This window comes from Alteromonas sp. ABV4_515, assembly GCF_056160345.1.
Genome location: NZ_JBSWWZ010000001.1, coordinates 154386 through 175842, shown reverse-complemented (window position 1 = coordinate 175842; position 21457 = coordinate 154386). Strand labels below are relative to the sequence as shown.

General features: G+C 48.5%; 13 protein-coding genes. 7 read left to right on the top strand and 6 right to left on the bottom strand.

The annotated features are described in order from the left end of the window. Window positions 1–28 precede the first annotated feature (28 nt). The 6 genes from rpoC to ACXAGX_RS00665 all read left to right on the top strand — a co-directional run bounded on the left by rpoC (window position 29) and on the right by ACXAGX_RS00665 (window position 11427). Window positions 29–4198 (top strand): DNA-directed RNA polymerase subunit beta', encoded by a 4170-nt coding sequence (gene rpoC, locus ACXAGX_RS00690; RefSeq protein WP_474821854.1) that lies wholly within the window; start codon window positions 29–31, stop codon window positions 4196–4198. Between the two features lie 302 nt (window positions 4199–4500). After that, on the top strand, window positions 4501–4875 hold the full coding sequence (rpsL, locus tag ACXAGX_RS00685) for a 30S ribosomal protein S12 (protein WP_070123207.1): 375 nt from the start codon (window positions 4501–4503) through the stop codon (window positions 4873–4875). A 77-nt stretch (window positions 4876–4952) separates the two neighbouring features. Further along, window positions 4953–5423 (top strand): 30S ribosomal protein S7, encoded by a 471-nt coding sequence (rpsG, locus tag ACXAGX_RS00680; RefSeq protein WP_070123208.1) that lies wholly within the window; start codon window positions 4953–4955, stop codon window positions 5421–5423. A gap of 25 nt (window positions 5424–5448) precedes the next feature. Then, window positions 5449–7551, top strand: coding sequence for an elongation factor G (gene fusA / locus ACXAGX_RS00675; protein WP_474821847.1), 2103 nt, complete (start codon window positions 5449–5451; stop codon window positions 7549–7551). A 63-nt stretch (window positions 7552–7614) separates the two neighbouring features. After that, the gene (gene tuf / locus ACXAGX_RS00670; protein WP_474821845.1) at window positions 7615–8799 is read left to right on the top strand and encodes an elongation factor Tu; all 1185 of its coding nucleotides are present in this window, start codon (window positions 7615–7617) and stop codon (window positions 8797–8799) included. Window positions 8800–8976: 177 nt separating this feature from the next. Then, window positions 8977–11427, top strand: coding sequence for a S8 family serine peptidase (locus ACXAGX_RS00665; protein ID WP_474835982.1), 2451 nt, complete (start codon window positions 8977–8979; stop codon window positions 11425–11427). A 1-nt stretch (window position 11428) separates the two neighbouring features. Here the strand turns inward: ACXAGX_RS00665 and ACXAGX_RS00660 are convergent, their stop codons facing one another. From ACXAGX_RS00660 to ACXAGX_RS00635, 6 genes are all read right to left on the bottom strand, one after another. Beyond that, on the bottom strand, window positions 11429–12055 hold the full coding sequence (locus ACXAGX_RS00660) for a response regulator (protein WP_474821839.1): 627 nt from the start codon (window positions 12053–12055) through the stop codon (window positions 11429–11431). Further along, window positions 12052–12744, bottom strand: a complete 693-nt coding sequence (locus ACXAGX_RS00655; protein ID WP_474835980.1) for a sensor histidine kinase — start codon at window positions 12742–12744, stop codon at window positions 12052–12054. Before ACXAGX_RS00655 ends, ACXAGX_RS00660 begins: the two co-directional genes overlap by 4 nt. Beyond that, entirely contained in the window at window positions 12731–15874 is a 3144-nt protein-coding gene (locus ACXAGX_RS00650) for a protein kinase domain-containing protein (RefSeq protein ID WP_474835978.1), read from the bottom strand. The genes ACXAGX_RS00655 and ACXAGX_RS00650 overlap by 14 nt, the downstream gene beginning before the upstream one ends. A 33-nt stretch (window positions 15875–15907) precedes the next feature. Continuing rightward, complete coding sequence (locus ACXAGX_RS00645; RefSeq protein ID WP_474821830.1) at window positions 15908–16741, bottom strand: FHA domain-containing protein; 834 nt, start codon at window positions 16739–16741, stop codon at window positions 15908–15910. A gap of 20 nt (window positions 16742–16761) precedes the next feature. Continuing rightward, window positions 16762–17598, bottom strand: coding sequence for a DUF6689 family protein (locus tag ACXAGX_RS00640; RefSeq protein WP_474821826.1), 837 nt, complete (start codon window positions 17596–17598; stop codon window positions 16762–16764). Between the two features lie 75 nt (window positions 17599–17673). Then, window positions 17674–20154: a S8 family peptidase gene (locus ACXAGX_RS00635; RefSeq protein WP_474835976.1), complete on the bottom strand. Its 2481-nt coding sequence runs from the start codon at window positions 20152–20154 to the stop codon at window positions 17674–17676. 219 nt (window positions 20155–20373) lie between these two features. On the opposite strand from ACXAGX_RS00635, the gene ACXAGX_RS00630 reads away from it, so the two are divergent. Then, entirely contained in the window at window positions 20374–21447 is a 1074-nt protein-coding gene (locus ACXAGX_RS00630) for a chemotaxis protein (protein WP_474821820.1), read from the top strand. Window positions 21448–21457: the final 10 nt, after the last annotated feature.

Below are 21457 nucleotides of genomic sequence, written 5' to 3'. Positions count from 1 at the left end.
TAGAGACTGACTCCGCTGGGAGAGTAATGTGAAAGACTTATTAAAGTTTCTAAAGCAACAAAACAAGACCGAAGAATTCGATAATATTCGAATTGGTCTTTCTTCACCGGACATGATTCGTTCATGGTCTTTCGGTGAGGTGAAAAAGCCTGAAACCATCAACTACCGTACGTTCAAACCAGAGCGTGACGGTCTGTTCTGCGCGCGTATTTTCGGACCTGTGAAAGACTACGAATGTCTTTGCGGTAAGTATAAGCGTCTTAAGCACCGTGGTGTTATCTGTGAGAAGTGTGGCGTTGAAGTTACACTGACCAAAGTACGTCGTGAGCGTATGGGTCACATCGAACTGGCTAGTCCGGTTGCCCACATCTGGTTCCTGAAATCACTGCCGTCACGTATCGGTTTGATGCTGGACATGACCCTGCGTGATATTGAGCGCGTACTGTATTTCGAATCTTATGTTGTTACCGAACCTGGTATGACAACGTTAGAGCGTAGCCAGCTTCTGAACGAAGAAGAATACCTGGATGCGCTGGAAGAGCACGGTGACGAGTTCGATGCGAAAATGGGTGCTGAAGCCGTTTTCGATCTGTTGAAAGTGCTCGACGTAGATGCTGATGTTGCAGCAATGCGTGAAGAGTTGCCTTCAATCAACTCTGAAACCAAGCGTAAGAAAATCACCAAGCGTCTGAAGCTGCTTGAATCATTCCAACAGTCTGGCAACAAGCCAGAGTGGATGATCATGACTGTACTGCCAGTTCTGCCACCGGACTTGCGTCCACTGGTACCACTGGACGGTGGGCGTTTTGCGACTTCTGACCTGAACGATCTGTATCGTCGTGTTATCAACCGAAACAACCGTCTGAAGCGTCTGTTGGATCTGGCCGCGCCAGATATCATCGTACGTAACGAAAAGCGTATGCTTCAGGAAGCGGTAGATGCGTTGCTTGATAACGGTCGTCGCGGTCGTGCAATTACCGGTTCTAATAAGCGTCCTCTGAAATCACTTGCCGATATGATTAAAGGTAAGCAAGGTCGTTTCCGTCAGAACCTGCTCGGTAAGCGTGTTGACTACTCTGGCCGTTCTGTAATCACTGTTGGTCCTACACTGCGTCTGCACCAATGTGGTCTGCCTAAGAAGATGGCACTTGAGCTGTTCAAGCCATTCATCTACGGCAAGCTGGAAGGTCGTGGTCTGGCGACTACCATCAAAGCTGCTAAAAAGCTGGTAGAGCGCGAAGCACCGGAAGTATGGGACGTTCTGGATGAAGTAATCCGCGAACACCCGGTATTACTTAACCGTGCACCAACACTGCACAGACTGGGTATCCAAGCATTCGAACCTACCCTGATCGAAGGTAAAGCGATTCAACTGCACCCACTGGTGTGTGCGGCATACAACGCTGACTTCGACGGTGACCAAATGGCGGTTCACGTACCTCTGACTATCGAAGCACAGTTAGAAGCACGCGCCCTGATGATGTCTACCAACAACATCCTGTCTCCTGCGAACGGTGAGCCAATCATTGTACCTTCACAGGACGTTGTATTGGGTCTGTACTACCTGACCCGTGACAAAGTAAACGGCCGTGGCGAAGGCATGGTATTTACCAGCCCGCACGAAGCTGAAAAAGCGTATCGTACCGATGCGGCAGAACTGCACGCACGCGTAAAAGTACGTATTACTGAATATGACATTGCTGAAGACGGCACCAAAACTGAGAAAGTAACATTAACTGACACCACAGTTGGTCGTGCGATTTTCTCTCTGATCCTGCCTAAGGGTCTGCCGTTTGAAATTATCAACCAAGCGATGGGTAAAAAGCAGATCTCTAAACTGCTTAACGAGTGTTACCGTACGCTGGGTCTGAAAGATACTGTTATCGCCGCTGACCAAATCATGTATACCGGTTTCCACTACGCGATGATCGCGGGTGCGTCTGTTGGTATCGACGATATGGTTATCCCAGCTGCGAAGAAAGACATTATCGAAGCTGCAGAAGCTGAAGTTATCGAAATTCAGGAACAGTTCCAAGGCGGTCTTGTTACTGCTGGTGAACGTTACAACAAAGTTATCGATATCTGGTCAAACGCCAACGAAAAAGTTGCCCGTGCGATGATGGATAACCTGAAGGTTGATACCGTAATCAACCGTGACGGTGAAGAAGAAGAGCAAGCGTCATTTAACTCTGTTTATATGATGGCCGACTCCGGTGCTCGTGGTAGTGCCGCACAGATTCGTCAGCTGGCTGGTATGCGTGGTCTGATGGCTAAGCCAGATGGTTCTATCATCGAAACGCCAATCACGGCAAACTTCCGTGAAGGTCTGAACGTATTACAGTACTTCATCTCAACTCACGGTGCTCGTAAGGGTCTTGCCGATACGGCACTGAAAACTGCGAACTCGGGTTACCTGACTCGTCGTCTGGTAGACGTTGCACAGGATTTGGTTATCACCAATGACGACTGTGGTACGTTTGAAGGCGTGAAGATGACACCACTGATTGAAGGTGGTGACGTTGTTGAGCCGCTGCGTGAGCGTGTACTGGGTCGTGTGGTAGCAGAAGACGTAATCAAGCCGGGTACTGATGAAGTACTGGTTGAACGTAACACGCTGCTGGACGAAGCACTGGTAGACATGCTGGAGCAGAACTCTGTTGACCAGATGATGGTTCGCTCGGTTATCACTTGTGACAATGACTTCGGTGTTTGTGCCAAGTGTTACGGTCGTGACCTTGCACGTGGTCACATGGTGGCGAAAGGTGAATCTGTTGGTGTTATCGCTGCTCAGTCAATCGGTGAGCCAGGTACACAGCTTACCATGCGTACGTTCCACATCGGTGGTGCGGCATCAAGAGCATCAGCAGAAAGCAGCGTTCAGGTTAAAACTGAAGGTAGCCTGAAAATGCATAACGCTAAGTTCGTTCGCAACCAGGACGACAAAGTGGTTATCGTTTCACGTTCTACCGAACTGACGGTTATCGACAGCTTCGGCCGTGAGAAAGAGCGCTATAAAGTGCCTTACGGTGCAATTCTGTCTGTAGATGATGGCGCAGCAGTTAAGGCCGGTGAAGTAGTAGCAAACTGGGATCCGCATAGTCACCCAATCGTGGTTGAGCGTCCGTCTAAGATCTCGTTTGCCGATATCGACGACTCCAACACCGAAATGCAGCAGGATGAGCTGACCGGTCTGACCCGTGTTGTGGTTAAAGACTTGGCTAAAGTTAACGCTAAAGAGCCTAAGCTGATCCTGGAAAGTGATGAGACTGGTCTGCAGGAAATTCGTCTGCCTAGCTTTACGACTATCGAAGCGGCAGATGGCAAACTGGCTCACGCCGGTGACGTGTTAGCACGTATTCCTCAGGAAAGCTCGAAAACACGTGACATCACCGGTGGTCTGCCGCGGGTTGCTGACTTGTTCGAAGCGCGTAAGCCGAAAGAACCTGCAATCTTGGCTGAAATCTCCGGTTCCATTGGTTTCGGTAAAGAAACCAAAGGTAAGAAACGTCTGGTTATCACACCGAAAGACGGTGCAGATGCTTACGAAGAGATGATTCCTAAGTGGCGTCAGCTGAACGTGTTCGAAGGTGAATCTGTAGAGCGCGGCGAAGTTCTGGCCGATGGTCCTGAGTCTCCACATGATATCCTGCGTCTGCGTGGTATCAGTGCGGTTTCTAACTACATCGTGAACGAAGTTCAGGAAGTTTACCGTCTGCAGGGTGTAAAAATTAACGATAAGCACATCGAGGTGGTAATCCGTCAGATGCTGCGTAAGTGTATTATCACTGCACCAGGCGATACGCAGTTCCTGGAAGGCGAACAGGTTGAAGTGGCTCACGTTAAGATCGCGAACCGTGAAATGGAAAAAGCCGGTAAACTGCCAGCACTGTACGAAACACAGTTGCTGGGTATTACTAAGGCGTCACTGTCTACAGAGTCTTTCATCTCTGCAGCATCGTTCCAGGAAACAACACGCGTACTGACAGAAGCTGCGGTACAGGGCAAAGAAGACGATTTACGTGGTCTGAAAGAAAACGTAATTGTTGGTCGACTGATCCCTGCCGGTACCGGTTTCGCATACCACGAGCGTCGTATGCAGAAGCGTGCTGAAGCTATCGAGGAAATGTCTGTGTCTGCGGCTGAAGCAGAACAGGCACTAACCGAAGCATTAAACGCCGGAGATGACTCAGGCGAGTAAGACCTTTCGTTGAGTAGCAGGTAACTGCTGCTCAACGATGTTTTGGTGAAGAACAGTGAATAATCCCTTGGTTATCCTTTGTACACCTTGACACTGGCTTATGAGATCATTAGAATTCCGCGACCCAATTTCAGGTAAGTCCGTTATTTTTAACTGAGACAGTCTGAACGAGGGGCGCGGTTTTTTTATTTGAGGGCCGGTAAATGTAGAGCACATTTACATAAAGTCTCAGAATTCTTAAGCCGTTTAGCAGACCCGACCATGGTATCGGGTTTTTATTATTTACTAACAGGAGCTAGTTAATGGCAACAGTTAACCAGTTAGTGCGTAAGCCACGTCGTCAGCCAGTTGCAAAAAGCAACGTAGCTGCACTGCAAGCTTGCCCACAACGTCGTGGTGTATGTACTCGTGTATATACCACTACGCCTAAGAAACCAAACTCTGCACTGCGTAAAGTATGTCGTGTACGTTTAACTAACGGTTTCGAAGTGTCTTCATACATCGGTGGTGAAGGCCACAACCTGCAAGAGCACAGCGTTGTTCTTATCCGTGGTGGTCGTGTTAAAGACTTACCAGGTGTTCGTTATCACACTGTTCGCGGTACTCTGGACTGCGCAGGCGTTAACGATCGTCGTCAAGCCCGTTCTAAGTACGGCGCAAAACGGCCTAAATCTTAACGGTTCTCCGTTAGTAAGGCCAAACTGAAGTAATTAGAGTTTTGGGATTTCCCTGAATTCATACGGAGAATTGTAAAATGCCAAGAAGAAGAGTCGTAGGTCAACGTAAAATCCTACCAGAACCAAAATTTGGTTCACAACTGCTTGCTAAATTCATGAATGTCGTAATGCTCGACGGCAAGAAATCAGTTGCTGAAAAGATTGTTTACGGTGCGCTTGATATTGTTGCTGAAAAAACCGGCAAAGCACACTTAGACGTGTTCGAAGACGCTCTGGACAACATCCGTCCTACAGTGGAAGTTAAATCACGCCGTGTGGGTGGTTCTACTTACCAGGTTCCTGTAGAAGTTCGTCCTGTTCGTCGTAACGCGCTGGGTATGCGTTGGATGGTTGAAGCGGCACGTAAACGTGGCGAAAAGTCCATGGCACAACGCCTTGCAGCTGAAATGTTAGATGCAGCAGACAACAAAGGTTCTGCGGTTAAGAAACGTGAAGACGTTCACCGTATGGCCGAAGCGAACAAAGCGTTCGCACACTACCGTTGGTAATCAACGTTTAAACTGAGAGAGACGTATGCCTCGTAAGACCCCAATTGAGCGTTATCGTAATATTGGTATTGTCGCCCACGTAGATGCGGGTAAGACCACAACTACTGAGCGTGTTCTGTTTTATACAGGACTATCACACAAAATTGGTGAAGTGCATGATGGCGCTGCCACTATGGACTGGATGGAGCAGGAGCAAGAGCGTGGTATCACGATCACTTCTGCTGCCACCACGTGCTTCTGGTCTGGAATGCAGCAGCAGTACGATCAACACCGTATCAACATCATTGATACACCGGGACACGTTGACTTCACTATTGAAGTAGAACGTTCTTTGCGTGTACTCGATGGCGCGGTGGTTGTATTTTGTGGGTCTTCCGGGGTAGAGCCTCAATCAGAAACAGTCTGGCGTCAGGCTGATAAATATCACGTGCCGCGCATGGTTTTCGTCAATAAGATGGACCGTGCCGGTGCGGATTTTGAACGTGTTGTGGGTCAGATCCGCAAACGTTTGGGCGCTACCTGTGTACCGATTCAACTGAATATTGGTGCAGAGGAAAATTTCCGTGGCGTCATCGATTTAATCAAGATGAAGTCCATCAACTGGAATGCAGAAGATATGGGTATGACATTTACCTATGAAGACATTCCGGCTGAACTTGCTGATAAAGCAGAAAAGTACCGCACCGAGATGATCGAAGCGGCTGCCGAAGCGTCAGAAGAACTGATGGAAAAGTACCTGGAAGGCGAAGAGCTGACCGAAGAGGAAATCCGTCAGGGTCTGCGTACCCGCGTACTGAACAACGAAATAGTTCTGGCTACCTGTGGTAGTGCTTTCAAGAACAAAGGTGTTCAGGCCGTTCTTGATGCTGTTATCGAATACCTGCCGGCGCCAGTAGACGTTCCGGCCATTGATGGTGTGCTCGATGATGGCAAAGAAACGCACGCAGAACGTCATGCAGATGATGACGAACCGTTCTCGGCGCTGGCATTTAAAATTGCTACAGACCCGTTCGTGGGCACCCTCACGTTCTTCCGTTGCTATTCAGGTGTGGTAAACACCGGTGACACTGTTTACAACCCAGTGAAAGCAAAACGTGAGCGATTTGGTCGTATCGTGCAAATGCACGCGAAAGACCGCGAAGAATTAAAAGAGGTTCGTGCTGGTGACATCGCCGCCGCAATCGGACTGAAAGACGTGACCACCGGAGACACCTTGTGTGATCCGAATCATGTTATTACACTTGAGCGTATGGAATTCCCTGATCCGGTAATTTCCATCGCCGTAGAGCCAAAATCTCAGGCAGACCAGGAAAAAATGGGTCTTGCGCTGGGTAAACTGGCTGCAGAAGACCCGTCGTTCAAGGTGAAAACCGACGACGAAACCGGCCAAACGATTATTTCCGGTATGGGTGAACTGCACCTCGATATTATTGTCGACCGTATGAAGCGCGAATTTAAGGTTGAGTGTAACGTGGGTAAACCCCAGGTTGCTTATCGTGAAACCATTCGCAGTAAGGTCGAAGCGGAAGGTAAGTTTGTCCGTCAGTCAGGCGGACGTGGACAATTTGGTCACGTCTGGCTGCGTATCGAGCCACAGGAAGAAGGTGCAGGCTACGAATTCGTTAATGAAATCGTTGGTGGTGTTGTACCAAAAGAATTCATTCCTGCGGTAGACAAAGGAATTCAGGAGCAGCTGCAAAATGGTGTCCTGGCAGGGTATCCTGTACTTGATGTAAAGGTTACTTTGTTCGATGGTTCGTACCATGATGTTGACTCTTCTGAAATGGCGTTTAAGATCGCCGGCTCTATGGGTTTCAAGAAAGGTTGTGCTGAGGCAAATCCAGTATTGCTCGAACCCACTATGAAAGTTGAAGTAACCACTCCAGAAGATTGGATGGGTGATGTTGTAGGCGATCTGAATCGTCGTCGCGGCATGATCGAAGGAATGGAAGACGGAATTGGCGGGATCAAAATTGTTCGCGCGAAGGTTCCGCTTTCAGAAATGTTTGGGTATGCCACCGATCTGCGTTCACAAACGCAGGGTCGCGCGTCATACTCTATGGAGTTCTTCAATTACTCTGAAGCGCCTAGCAATGTTGCAAAAGCGATTATCGAATCAAGAAACTAAATCTTAATGAAGGTTCGGTCCGGTCTGTATTGGGTCGGACTTTTAACTTAGGAAACGAGAAAAATGGCAAAAGAAAAGTTTGAACGTACGAAACCCCACGTAAACGTGGGTACTATCGGCCACGTTGACCACGGTAAAACCACTCTGACCGCTGCGATCACTACTGTACTGTCTAAGACTTACGGTGGTTCAGCTCAGGCTTTCGATCAAATCGATAACGCGCCTGAAGAAAAAGCACGTGGTATCACCATCTCTACTTCACACGTAGAATATGACACGCCTACTCGCCACTACGCGCACGTAGACTGCCCAGGACACGCTGATTACGTTAAAAACATGATCACTGGTGCTGCTCAGATGGACGGCGGTATCCTGGTAGTTGCGGCGACTGATGGTCCTATGCCACAGACTCGTGAGCACATCCTGCTGGGTCGTCAGGTTGGTATCCCTTACATCATCGTATTCATGAATAAATGTGACATGGTTGATGATGAAGAGCTGCTGGAACTGGTTGAGATGGAAGTTCGTGAACTTCTGACTGAATACGAATTCCCAGGCGACGATCTGCCAGTAATCAAAGGTTCTGCTCTGAAAGCTCTTGAAGGCGACGCAGAGTGGGAAAAGAAAATCATTGAACTGGGTGAAGCACTGGATTCTTATATTCCAGAGCCAGAGCGTGCTATCGATAAGCCGTTCATCCTGCCAATCGAAGACGTATTCTCAATCTCAGGCCGTGGTACTGTTGTAACTGGTCGTGTTGAGCAAGGTATCATCAAAGTTGGTGAAGAAGTAGAAATCGTTGGTATCAAAGATACTACCAAGACTACTTGTACCGGTGTTGAAATGTTCCGTAAGCTGCTTGACGAAGGTCGTGCAGGTGAGAACGTTGGTGTTCTGCTGCGTGGTACTAAGCGTGACGACGTTGAGCGTGGTCAAGTACTGGCTAAGCCTGGTTCAATCACTCCTCACACTAAATTTGAAGCGGAAGTATACGTACTGTCTAAAGATGAAGGCGGTCGTCACACTCCATTCTTCAAAGGTTACCGTCCACAGTTCTACTTCCGTACAACTGACGTAACTGGTGCTGTTCAACTGCCAGAAGGCGTTGAAATGGTAATGCCAGGTGACAACCTGAAATTCGAAGTTGACCTGATCGCGCCTATCGCGATGGAAGAAGGTCTGCGCTTCGCAATCCGTGAAGGTGGTCGTACTGTAGGTGCTGGTGTTGTTGCTAAAATCATCGAGTAATCGTTGATAGCTTCAAGCTAGTCCAAAAAAAGGTCGCGCAAGCGGCCTTTTTTTATGCCCGCAATTAATCGATACATATGGCAGAGTGAATGCATTTTCGATTAATAGGGGTAAATACCTATGTCCATAAAATAGTCAAAAGACAATACTCATCAGGTAAACAACAAGGGGTTCCTGATGAAAAATCTAACTAAAAAAACACTACTCTCAATCACTGTCGCCTGTGCTCTTCCTATGGCACCAGTGTCTGCAAAAACGTTTGATATCGCATTAGCGGATAAACTCGCAGAAGCGCCAGAACAATTACAACAAGTCATCGTTACTTTCGACGGTACCGGACCGGTAAGTGCTCTACAGCTTGATGCGCTTGCTGCGTTGGGTGTTTCTCAAGGGGTAAAACTACAGAACTTACCTATCGTTGGCATACTGGCCACTAAAACGCAGGTTGAAGCACTCTATGCTCGTGATGATGTAGTGTCAGTTTATGACAATGCTCAACTCGAATTAGAAAATTACGAGTCTACTGAAATCACAGGCGTACAGGCTATGCGCGCTGATCGTAACCTTCGTCACAATGGTGTGCCGTATTCAGGCCGTGGAATTGGCGTAGTAGTGAATGACTCTGGCGTAGATGGCACACATTCAGACATCGCTTATCCTGATCACGTTGTACAAAACGTACTTGCCCAGACGAATCTGGCAAGCTTCAGCAGTATTCTTCCCATCACCTACCAGGAGAATGTCGCGAATAGTGATATTGGTGGCGGACACGGCAGTCATGTTGCTGGTACGGTTGGCGGCAACGGTGCACAAAGTAGCGGCCTACATTCCGGGGTAGCGCCTGGTGCTGATATTATTGGTTACGGCTCTGGTGCAGCGCTTTTTATCCTAGATACGCTTGGCGGCTTTGACTATGCGCTTACCCATCAATTTGATTATAACATCCGCGTTATTTCAAACTCGTTCGGCAATACCGGTGATGTAGGTACGCCGTTTAATCCGGATGATCCTACAAACGTGGCTACCAAAGCGCTTGCTGATCGCGGCATCATAACGGTTTTCTCGGCGGGTAATTCAGGTGCTGGTGAGTCAACGATTACAGGTAACTTCAAAAAGGCACCTTGGGTTATTACCGTAGCAGCAGGCGATAAAGAGGGCAATCTGGCAGACTTTAGTTCTCGGGGTGTCGATGGTAAGGGGGGCGAAGTGGTTGTTGATGGCGAAGTGTTTACATGGGAAGACCGTCCAACGGTTACCGCACCTGGTGTGGATGTCATTTCGGTGAGAGCGTCAACATCCAGTTTAGGCGGACTCAGCGCCCAGGATGATGCTGCCATGATTGAGCCTCAGCATCTGCCCTTCTATACGGTTTCTAGTGGTACATCTATGGCAGCACCGCATGTGTCAGGGATTGTTGCACTGATGCTCGAAGCTGATCCTAATCTGCAATGGTTTGACGTTAAACGTATCCTTCAAGAAACGGCTACCCCCATGGCTGGACTTGCTGCCTGGGAGGCCGGTGCAGGCTATGTGAATGCACACGCGGCAGTGAGTGCAGTGGTTAACGGGGAAGAGGTTTTCGGCGATACGCTGAAAATAGACCGCGAGTTTAACGCTTATGCCAATATCACTGAAGGTGACAGTTTTACCCTTGAAACTACGTATGTGCCAGTAGGCGAGAGGCCCACAGAAACATTCATTGTTGCAGATAATGTTTCCATGGTGCTGGCATCTGCATCAATTGAAACCGGTACCGCTTTTGTTCTCGAAGATCCTGCAGGTAACCGTTATGGTTCAGGAATTGGCTTGCCTGCACTGGGTTCTGCCGTAGGTACATCTGCACCGGGCATGGCTGGAACCTGGAAATTGTATAGCAGCGGTATTGGCAGTATCAGTGGTGTATCTGTCGATCCCCTTGGTGTCACAAATGGCCTTGGTGTGCCGAGCACAACAGAGGTGAATATCCGCTTGCTCGAGACCGCTGGATATACTGGCCTAGACGATGTCGATGGCCATCCAGCACAAAGCTACGTGGAATATGTTGTAGGTAAGCACTTGATGGACGGTACGGCTGATGGATTCAAGCCAGACAGTTTTATCAGCCGGGTTGAACTTGCCGATGCATTGTCGCTTTCTTCAAGCTTGCGTCAAACTTTGACCGGCAATAACAGTACATTCAGTGACGCTGGAGAATTTGGCGCAGTCTTAAACAGCGTATCTACGCCTGGGACGCTGCTATCAGACCGTGTACAGTCGATGAACCCTGTCATGCTCACAGACTCGGCATCGGTATTCGGAAGCGATGATACGGTTAGCCGTGAAGCGCTGGCTTATTCACTGGTTCAGGCTATGGGATTACAAGAGGCGGCAGAAGCGTTTGCTCCAGAGTCTCCGATTGTTGCCATTGTTTTTGGCGAAGCGATTGAAATTGATGATAGCGCCGAAATTTCACCTTCCATGCGAGGCTATGTGCAGCAGGCATTGGCTTCAGGCATTATGCAGGTGTCGGTGTCAGTGAGTCAGGGCAGATTCGATTTGGAACCTACGGTTGCAGCATCGTTTGTACCAGATAATGCAGTAACCCGCGCCGATGTGGCTTTCAGTCTAACACTGAAAGATCAGCTGTAAGTTATTCAAGGAGGCCGGCTTTGCCGGCCAGCCTGATAAGCTCAGCAGAACTTGAAACATTCAGCTTCTTGTAAATATTGCTACGATGATTTTCAGCCGTTTTGAGACTCATCGTAAGCAATTCCGCTATTTTTTTGCTGGTATTACCGGCTGCCACGAGAAAGAACACTTCACGTTCTCTGCGGGTAAGTACACTGAGTGGACTAATGGTTGCCGGTGACGTCTCTGCGGTTAATGATTCCAATCCCGGAAAAATTTGTTTACCTGCAGCGACCTGTTTAATCGCCTGAACCAGCGCATCAGCAGAGGTTTCTTTCTGCAGATATCCCTTGGCACCAGCATCGCGCATTGCTTCCATATATTCCCGTTCGTTATGCATCGACAGCACTAGAATACGTGTCATCGGCCGTTGTGCGAGTATTTTGTCGATTGCCACGAGACCGCTCATTTCGGGCATGGAGATATCCATCAATACCACATCTGGGCTCTCGGTCAGCACGAGATTAATTAAACTGACACCATCGCCACATTCTCCAATCACTGTAAAATGGCCGTTGGCCTGTAACATTTGGATCAGGCCCTGGCGCATGATGACATGATCATCTGCAATGATAATTTTAATGCTCATAGGGGAATGGTTACTCTTGTCTGGGTGCCTTTTCCTGGGCGAGAAATAATGTTCAGCTTAGCGTCGAAGGCCTTAGCGCGGTCAGCAATGCTTGTCAGCCCGACGCCCTTTGCCACTTGCTCATAGTCAAATCCGTTGCCATCGTCATGGATCTCTAGCAATAGCGAGTTGTAACTGCTTTGCAAGCTCAGGGAAATATGCGCAGCTCCACTATGCTTCAATGCATTTGTAAGTACTTCCTGGGAAATTCTAAATACCAGCGTGCTTAGGTCGTCGGCGATATCACTATGAAGCTGAACCTGACAGTCGCATTGCATATCGGTGTCTTCAAATAATGAACGGCACAGCCACTTTAGTGCCGGCTTTAGGCCCAAGTCGTCAAGAATGGTTGGGCTCATCATTCGTGAAAGATGTCTCACATCTTCCAATGCCATATTGGCTATTTCTGCAAGCTCAACAAACTCAGGATCACGATTGCCTAACGTGCTCAATCGGCGAGTGAGAGCGGTAAGCAGTTGGCCAATCCCATCGTGAAGCTCACGGGAGAGGTTGGCTTTATCGGCTTCTTGCTGAGCCCACAGCCGCTTAGCCATACTGGTAAGCTGAAGCTGCTCCTCATCTATCCGTTGTTTGAGGAAGGCTTGTTGCTTAAGTATATCGGAGATGATGTCCTGTTTATCGTTGCCCAAGATATGCAGCCCTGTATTGTTTTGCCTGTTCTTCGTTGAGTTGTAAAAGCCAGTCTTCAAGGCTTTTTTGCATCAGTTGCTGGCTACCTGCGTCACCTAATACACTGTAGTACAAATGACTGCGCCAGAAATCAGGATGGGCAGCCAGTGCTTGCTTAAGCGCGTTTGACACATCTTCTCCACTGCGGGCTTTGAGGTACAGTAATTGTAAGTAATACTGATAATAAATGGGCTTCATCAGCGATGAGGCACGTTTCATGAGGTCGCTGTCTTTACCTAACGCTAAGCGTTGTTGAAGATCGAGCGCAATCTTTATTTCTGTGAGTACCGGTATATTTCCTGGAAACAGAGTTTGCATGGTATCTCGTTCGGGCGCTGAAGATACGCCCTCAGTTTCAATGCTTAATGCCACTTTTAGCCAGGTTAGCATGGCGGTCTGTTCGCTCATCTGCGCAGTAATAAATGACTCAGCATCATTGATTTGTTCACTCAGGCAGTCAAAGTCAGCGATCATCAAACACACCTCACCATGCCATAATTGAATTTCAGCCTGGGAGCGTGGGTCTGTCGTTTCCAATGCCAGCGCCTCAGCCTGTTGCAGTGCTAATGTGCTGGCTGTTAAATCGCCCCTGGCAAATTGTAGATAACTGAACAGCAGATGATTAATCATCGCTTCCTGCTGCATGTTCCCTGAGATTTCTCCGGATGTGTTCTGCAGTAATCTGCTGGCGGCGATCCAGTCTCCTTTCACGAGGGAGAGCTGGGCAATATTCTGTTGAGTGCGCACCACATGTGCCTTGTCTTGAGCAGAAATGAACTGATTAAGCGCCTGTTGCCAATAAATATCGGCCAGAGAAAAATCGCCGGTGAGAAAATGCATGAAAGCCACATTGCTCATGCTTGCCGCTTTTTCACTTCGATTACTTTCCTGAACACGTATGTCCAAACCACGCTTATAATAAGTGAGTGCCTTGGCGTACTGTCCCTGTTCCTCGTAAAGGAAACCAAGGGTATCCAGTACATGGGCTAATTCTTCGTTGTCGCCCAGCTCAGCGAGAATGTCTGAAGCTTCGTTGAGTGACGCTGCCGCTTCATCATAGTTGCCGAGCACCGCCGCGGCGTTGGCTAAGTTCGCCAGCGTTGTTGCTCGCTGCGCCGGGTAATCGTTAACAGTGCGAAATGCCAGCGCATCAGAAAAATACTTGCTGGCGGTATCATATTCGGCCAGCCTTAAGTGGGCGACTCCAAATGCATTTAGCACCAATCCCTGGCCTTCATGATCTCCACGAGTTCTGAAAGCCACAAGGGCTTTGGTTAGTTCATGATTGATGGCATCACTGATGTCGCCGTTAATGATTTTTATTCTGGCCAGCTCAAACCAATATTGGCCTTCGCCTGGCGCCTGCTGGGTTGCTTGCTCATAGGCGTGGGCAGCCGCATCCATGTCTCCCGACCATTCCATTACCATACCTAGCTCAACTAAAAGGCTGGCGCGATCTGGATAGCGCTTATTGAGTTCAGTAGTGGTGCTTATGGCAAGTTCAAGATCGTCGTTCGCGAGTGCTCTTATGTATTGACCACTGAGGGTAAAGAATGGGTCAACGTCAGGCAGGCTAAACAATACATCAAGATATTCTCGACAGGCACTGATGTCATTTTGATTAAGAGCCTGACGGGCTGCAAAAAGCCATCCGCCGGGGTAGGTCGGGGCGGCTTCTTTTAACTGAAATAATGCGGCACTGCTGTCAGCTTGGTTAAACCGATCACTATCGAGGAAATAGCTCGATATGAATGCTGTGTCCTGCTTAGATGTGACTGTTGTGGATGAAGAGGTGAGAAGGGCCTCACTGAGTTGGCTGGCAAATGCTTGTGCGTCGGCAGACAACTGCTCGATTGAAAAGGGTTGGGTGAAATCAAACAGTACGCTATCTGCAGGCATACTTCTGCCGGTGGCCCGAATCACCCAATGTGTCGCGCTGGCTTCGGATGCATCAACATTAACGACAATATCTGCACTCATGGTAGTGGCAAGGTCGACCCGATCATGCTGATTGATGAACGGCTGTAGCGATAGATTCTTGGCAACTTCAAAGGTCGTATGTTGATCGATGACGTCAATCTCCGGGGATGTACTCAAAGGCAGTGCGACCATGGCGTTAATGGTTTTCAGTACCGGTACATCATCAGCAGCTAATAGCAGCAATCGCTTTGTACCCGATGTTGTTACTGGCGGTACTGAGTCTGTGGAGTAAAACTTAAACACCATCAGCATCAGGTATATTGAAGCGAGAATTACCGCCCCGACAACTAAAAATGAATAGGTGTTCACTTGATAGCTTCCGTCTTTAATTGACGGGAAATCACTATATTGCGGCCTAGCCTGAGGCGAATGGCTGGTCAATTTGCTGAGTAATTTACGTTCAGCATTCAGGCTTCGCTTATCCGCCGTTGTGTTTACAGTAACAGCGTCGAGAACCTGTTCAAGCACTTTGCCAGCAGAATAAATCTCGGAGGTCGCTGACGCCTTACCCGTAGCGATGACTTCAGGTGCGGTGAATGCAACATGACCGCTGGTGTGTTCATTCTGGCTGGCCTCGTGACCGATACCAAAATCAATTAACAGCAGCTCATCGTGTTCATCAATGAGAATGTTATCCGGTTTGATATCGCCATGGCTGATACCGGCAATGTGACAGGCCATGAGTGCATCAAGTAATTGATCCCGCCATACTTGATAACGGGCTAACGATACTGGCTTTTCCATGCGCAGATAAAGCGGGTTACCCGGCACAAACGACATGGTGAAAAAGGCATCGTTAAAATGGGTGTAGACGTCGTGAATGCGAATGATGCGGGGATGTTGTAACTTTCTACCTATGTTCACTTCGTTGCGAAGCACCTCCATGCCGGCAGGGTTCGTATTCGCGTCGGGAATGTACTTCAGCGCAACATCGGTTTGGAGCAACATGTCATAGGCAAGGAAAACACTGGCTTGAGCGCCTTTTCCAAGCTGACGGATGACCTTGAAACGATCAGACAGGACTAAACCTGCCTCCGGTAAGGAAGCGTTTTGCAATTGTTGTGTATGTAGTGCATCCGCTTGGGAAGCACCTTTATTATTATTATGCAAAACTTACCCTGTAATTGCCCAGTGGGGCACCTGTCAGGATTGACGTATCAGGTTCAGTTTATGTTCGATAGAGTGGAATAACAATCGCAAAGATAATAAATCAGCAATCTGTCGCGCGAAGGCAACTTCGTTTTCGGTGAAATACTGCCTACCGGAAATGTTGTCACCATATAGCACGCCAATGACATTGGACTCGTCAAAAAGGGGGATGCAAACGGCTGCCTGAATTCGATTCGCGATAACGCTTTGCTGCGTATTGTAATCGTCAAGCTGCATGATATTACCCAGTGCAAGCGGTTGCTTCTGGGATATGGCATTCCTTATTACGGTTCGACTGCCGGTAAATCGGCTTTCATCCATCCAGGGTTGGTAGCCCGTAGCCTGCGAAATATTCGCATCGTTATCGCAAAGGAGTACCGCAGTTCGTTCACAACGAAGCGTTTGAGCGAAACAGTTTTGCGCCATGTCGATGAGTGACTGGGTGTCCGCGCAATCAGAGAGCGCAGACTTCAGTGCTTTGAGTCTGGATTGCTGCCAGATATCAAGCGAAGCAGCCTGCATTTCAGAATCAACACTGGTGGTTGTTAGCTCACACGCTACCGGACCAAAGTGTAAAACAACAGAGGAATCCAGCATCAACGACGAAACGGATTTTCCATGGATAAAACAACCCGTGGTACTGGTATCCTGGAGGCTCCAGCGGTCGTCATTTTGGGCAATCAGAATGGCATGCTGACGTGACACCTGAGGATGAGGGATAACAATATCAGCTAGTTCACTGCGGCCGAGAACATAATGTCGTCCCGGCATCAGTGTTCTTTGGGTGACAATCCCATTTTGTTCAGCAAGGGCAACCTGCAAAGGCATAATTATCTGCTCCGGTCAGATTACATTACCCGCAGGGCATACCGTAAACTGGAGAATTTTGACTTCAGTTCACCTTCAACATTTACCAGCGTATCAGACGCTTGCCATACATCAGGCATTGCACCAGCAGGAGCCGCACTGATAAGGCTTACCAGACTGTCTACTTCTTCCAGTGCACTATCAAAATCCTGATCAGACACGGCGAAAGACAATAAAGTCATGCTATGTTCAATGGCTGCAAGTGTAACTGGCTGGATAAGGTTGCCATGCAGAGATAGGAAACTCTCAATATCTGATACCTTGTCACTTACAATATTGGCAGGTGTGCGGGTATCTAGCATGATCATAAAATCAGAGAATTTACCCGTGTTGCCTCTGGCCCGAATACTGCCGGCAGAAACCAGCGTGGTCATGTCAGTGAATGTACCATCAGCGTGAGAGGTAAATAGACGCAGCGGTAAATCAGGGGTGTAATGAATAGCTTTGGTATATAGCTCTACTGTTGCCACGCCTTCAAACGCAAAGCCGCTGTCAGGATCGGGGGTAATAGACACCACAACGGGAAACGCAGTTGTGGGCGAGACGAGCAGCGAATTCAGACGCTCAGTAATAGATAACGCATTGGGGGAGAGCATTTCAGCGCTAATAGTGAATGTTTCAGGATTCAGTCCTACGACTTTTTCAAACTCGATGGAAAGGTCGACGGCAATTGTGTCAGTTACCTGGATAGAGGCGGTGACGGCGTTATCAGAATAATTTAGCGTTTGGGGCAATACGACGTCGGCTTTTGCCGCCGATACCAAGGTAAAACACATCGCCGCTACGGCGGTGAGCGATCGCACAATGTTTGTTTGCATATTATCACCTCATTAAAAACGGTTTACTTAATCACGTCCGGTGCAGCACTAAAACGGGCTGCACCGGAAACTAACTCATTGATAGTATTGAGTGTAAAAGCGTGAAGCCAACACGGCATAATGTGCGCGTGTTACCGCTTCTTCAGGTGAGAATGTGGCAGTGAAAGTAGGCGATAAATCAAACGCTCCCTGTTCAATACCAAACTCAACGTTAACCAGTGACAAGTCGATGGCTAACTGTACATACCCTTTTAATTCATCAGGGATGCTGTCCTGATCGGCCAAAACTATTTGCTCTCCTCTATATTCAACGACTATATCATTGATAGGATCAAATGTTGTAGCTGAATTTTCGAGCCCTAACATTTGTACAAATGAGTAAGCCGCATCGAGTTTGGTATATAAACCGTTGCTATCAGCAGTGCCTGAAGGCGAGAGCAACAGCGGCGCCTGTGAACCTGTCATGTCTTTGAGTGCCGCACCAGGACTTAATACCGCTTCCATAAATGGACGGTGCGCAGCAGGCACCCCAGAAGCTGCTGGCAATGGTTCGTTTAACAAATCTCTATATTGTCTTACCGCGCCGCCCATGGTCGCGTATTTAGCAAATCCGCTGCGCTTCAACCGCGTTTCCGGGAAGAATTTGCGGTGATTCAAACCGTCAACCAGACGTTCACTGATAGCGAACTCAATAGCACCGGCGTACGGGTGGCCTTCAACGTCATCGAGACCCTGGAAACCACCTGATATCTCGTAAGTGACATCAACAGAAAAGTTTTCAGGCAGGCCCGGGCCATTTGTTAACCCAAGTGGATCGGCCGTTACGCCAGATAGTGATGTTAGGCCATATACATAAACGCCCCACGTTCCCGCCATGCCTGGCGCAGACACGCGCATGCTCTCAGTCAGTACCGGTGTTGTCAGGTTGCCAAAATATTCTGTACCGTCAGGAGCAACCAGTACCAGTTTGGTCAGGTTGGCAAGGGTACTACTTGCAGCCTTAACCAGCGCCACGTCTTCGGCCACTTCGAAATATTGAATTTCTGGTTCGCCCACAGGGGAATAAAATACATCCAGTGTGGTCACATCATCAGAAGGGGTTGTTAATGCATTGGTATTGAAGGTTTTGTCTTCGAGATTATTCACTGTGACGTCATAGTTCATGTCGTAATTCAGCGAGGCGGCAACGGCAGCTTTAGCATTAACATAACCCGCACCCACTTCCCAGCGCTCATAGCCAGGCATGTTGGTGGCAGATTCTTGGAGTAACTTTTTGATGGTCAGGTTATCCAGTTCAGGGTTCGCTTCCAGCATCAACGCAATGATACCGGCTACATGGGGCGTAGCCATTGAGGTACCGGAAATCATGGTGTAGAAAGGAATGTATTCAGGCTCAATGGCTGCAAGATCAGCGTCCCCGCCGTTGGCGACCAGGTTAGTGGATGCCCGGGTAGAAATGATATCTACGCCGGGTGCAACAATGGTGACGTCATTGTTGTAGGTCCACTCTGTGCCGTCTGGCATCGTAAACGTACCTGATTCAGACGCTAAACCCCGGGATGAGAAATCGGCAAGTTTTCCTGTTTTATCACCAGCACCAACAGAGATGCCCCAGGGAATTTGTGCATAAGGATTGTGTGAGTCTTCACCTGGGCCAGAGTTACCCGCTGCAAACACACTCATGATCCCTAATTTGTGTGCTTTATACGTGGCCATAGAAACCGGGCCAAGTGGATCGTATTTACCACTGGAACCCCAGGAATTACTGATCACTTTTATGGGGCTGTCATAGCTGTAGAGATTGCTGATAGCAAAATCAAAACCACCCAGTGAGTCGAGTATTAATACGGCGCCGCCGGAGCCATAGCCAATAAGATCAGCATCAGGCGCTGCGCCTTGGTGTTTACCATCAGACATCATGCCTGTACCGGCAATGGTTCCAGCACAATGTGTGCCGTGACCGGAATTGAGATCGGTATTCGGCTGTCCAGTTAAGGTAAAGCCGTTGGTCACGCCAGTGAGAGATAATGCAGATGCGTGTGTAACGGCCTGAACATTTTCGACAACCTTGTCGCCAAAGAATAAATCCTGGTGGGTGGCATCAATACCCGAATCATTCACCATGATGGTTACACCTTTCCCTGTGTAAGCCATACCATTTCGGCTAATGAAATCTTCACTTTGCAGTTGGTCGACCCCAGTGATTTGTCGGGATTCTTCGTTGTAGAACTTGACCGGGCGGTTGGCAAAAACAGACCGCACACCGTCCATGGCCGCGATCTCAGAAATTTGCGCTTTTGTTGCCAGCACACCAATGATTGGCAGGGTGTTGAACTGAACGCCCTCAGTAATCCCGAGGTCAAGGAGCTGCTGAAGTTGGGTTTCAGCCAAAGGATCTAATTGCTCGTAGGTAACCACCGCCATGACGGGCTGGTTGTCTGCTAAGGTCAGCAGGGTTTCCTGTAATTGTTCGCCAATATAAGCATCAGCAAGTGCATCTTGTGCAGGAAGTGTTATCATCGCCGCCGCTAAGGCTGAGAGGGTAAATTTTTTCATCTTCGTCGCTCCACCACATGTTGTTTACTGGCCGTTACAGATGGCCTTGTCGTTGTTATGCTTCCAGTGTCGCTGTTTGGTTTTTGCGCCGCTATAGGGGGTTACACCCAGATCACCATGTCACTAGAGCAATAAGGACGCTATGACGGTTGAAGTTGAAACATTCTCTTAACAAAGCTGCGTTACTTTGAGCTGTTGATAAATAAAGTGGTGTTTGCCATGCGCTTTGACTCTATAAAATCCCGTCTGATGCTAATGACCTTGATCTGTGTTGTTGGTATGACACTGTTAGTGCTGAATCAGCACGTATTCACTAAGCACTTGTTCAAGCTTCACGAGCAACATAACTTACTGCTGCATCTCGAGCAGGAATTGTTGCAGCTCAGGCGCCACGAGAAAGACTTCCTTTTGCGCCATCAAATGGACTATTACCACCGGTTTACCGCGCGCTCTGAGCGCTTCGCACAAGATTTGGTGAGGTTGTCACCTCTGCTAGAAGATTACGCGCTTCCTGTTGAGCAAACAGGCGTTCTTGCCCAAAGCATGGACGACTACCAGCGCCTGTTTCAGAAAGTGGTCACCTTGCAAAGCCAGATTGGGCTCACCCGGCAAAGTGGCCTGCAAGGCAAGCTCACTGAAATTGAAACCAGTATGGAGCGGGATGCGTTTTTTGATTACGGAAAACCGGCTTATCAGCAAAAGGTAATTCTTCAACTGGCTACCCGTAATTATTTACTGACCCACGAAGGCTTTTACCGTCAGACAGTGGCTCAAGCCTTAGAGCAACTTCGTCAGTCTGCGGCTATTAGCAATAATAAGGCGGCGGGGGTTTTAATTGATAATTACGCGAGTAACTTTAATCAACTTTCTGAAGCCATATTCTCTATGGGGTTGAGTCACAACGAAGGTCTTCGCGGTGAATTCCGTCGCCAGGCCCACGATGTGGAAGACAAACTGAATAGTATTGAAGTGGCACTGCAACCGCTAATCGAAGCACAACAACAGCAGGTGCGGGTTTATAGCCTGTCTATTGCCGCTGCTACGTCGCTGGCGCTTATCTTGTTGTTGGTGAAAAGTTTTGCCACATTTCATCGTGCCTTTGCTAATTTCGTCATGTTCTTTTACCGTTGTAAGCGGCAATATCAGAAAATAGACACCCGTCAGCTGGGATTTGCTGAGTTTAAGTCTCTGGCGGAGCTTGCCAATGAGATGGTTGAGTCGCGCCGCGATATTGAAAAGAAACTGGCTAAAGCTGAAGCAAAACTCGAAGAACATAACACGCCTGCCAACTAGCAGGTACGAT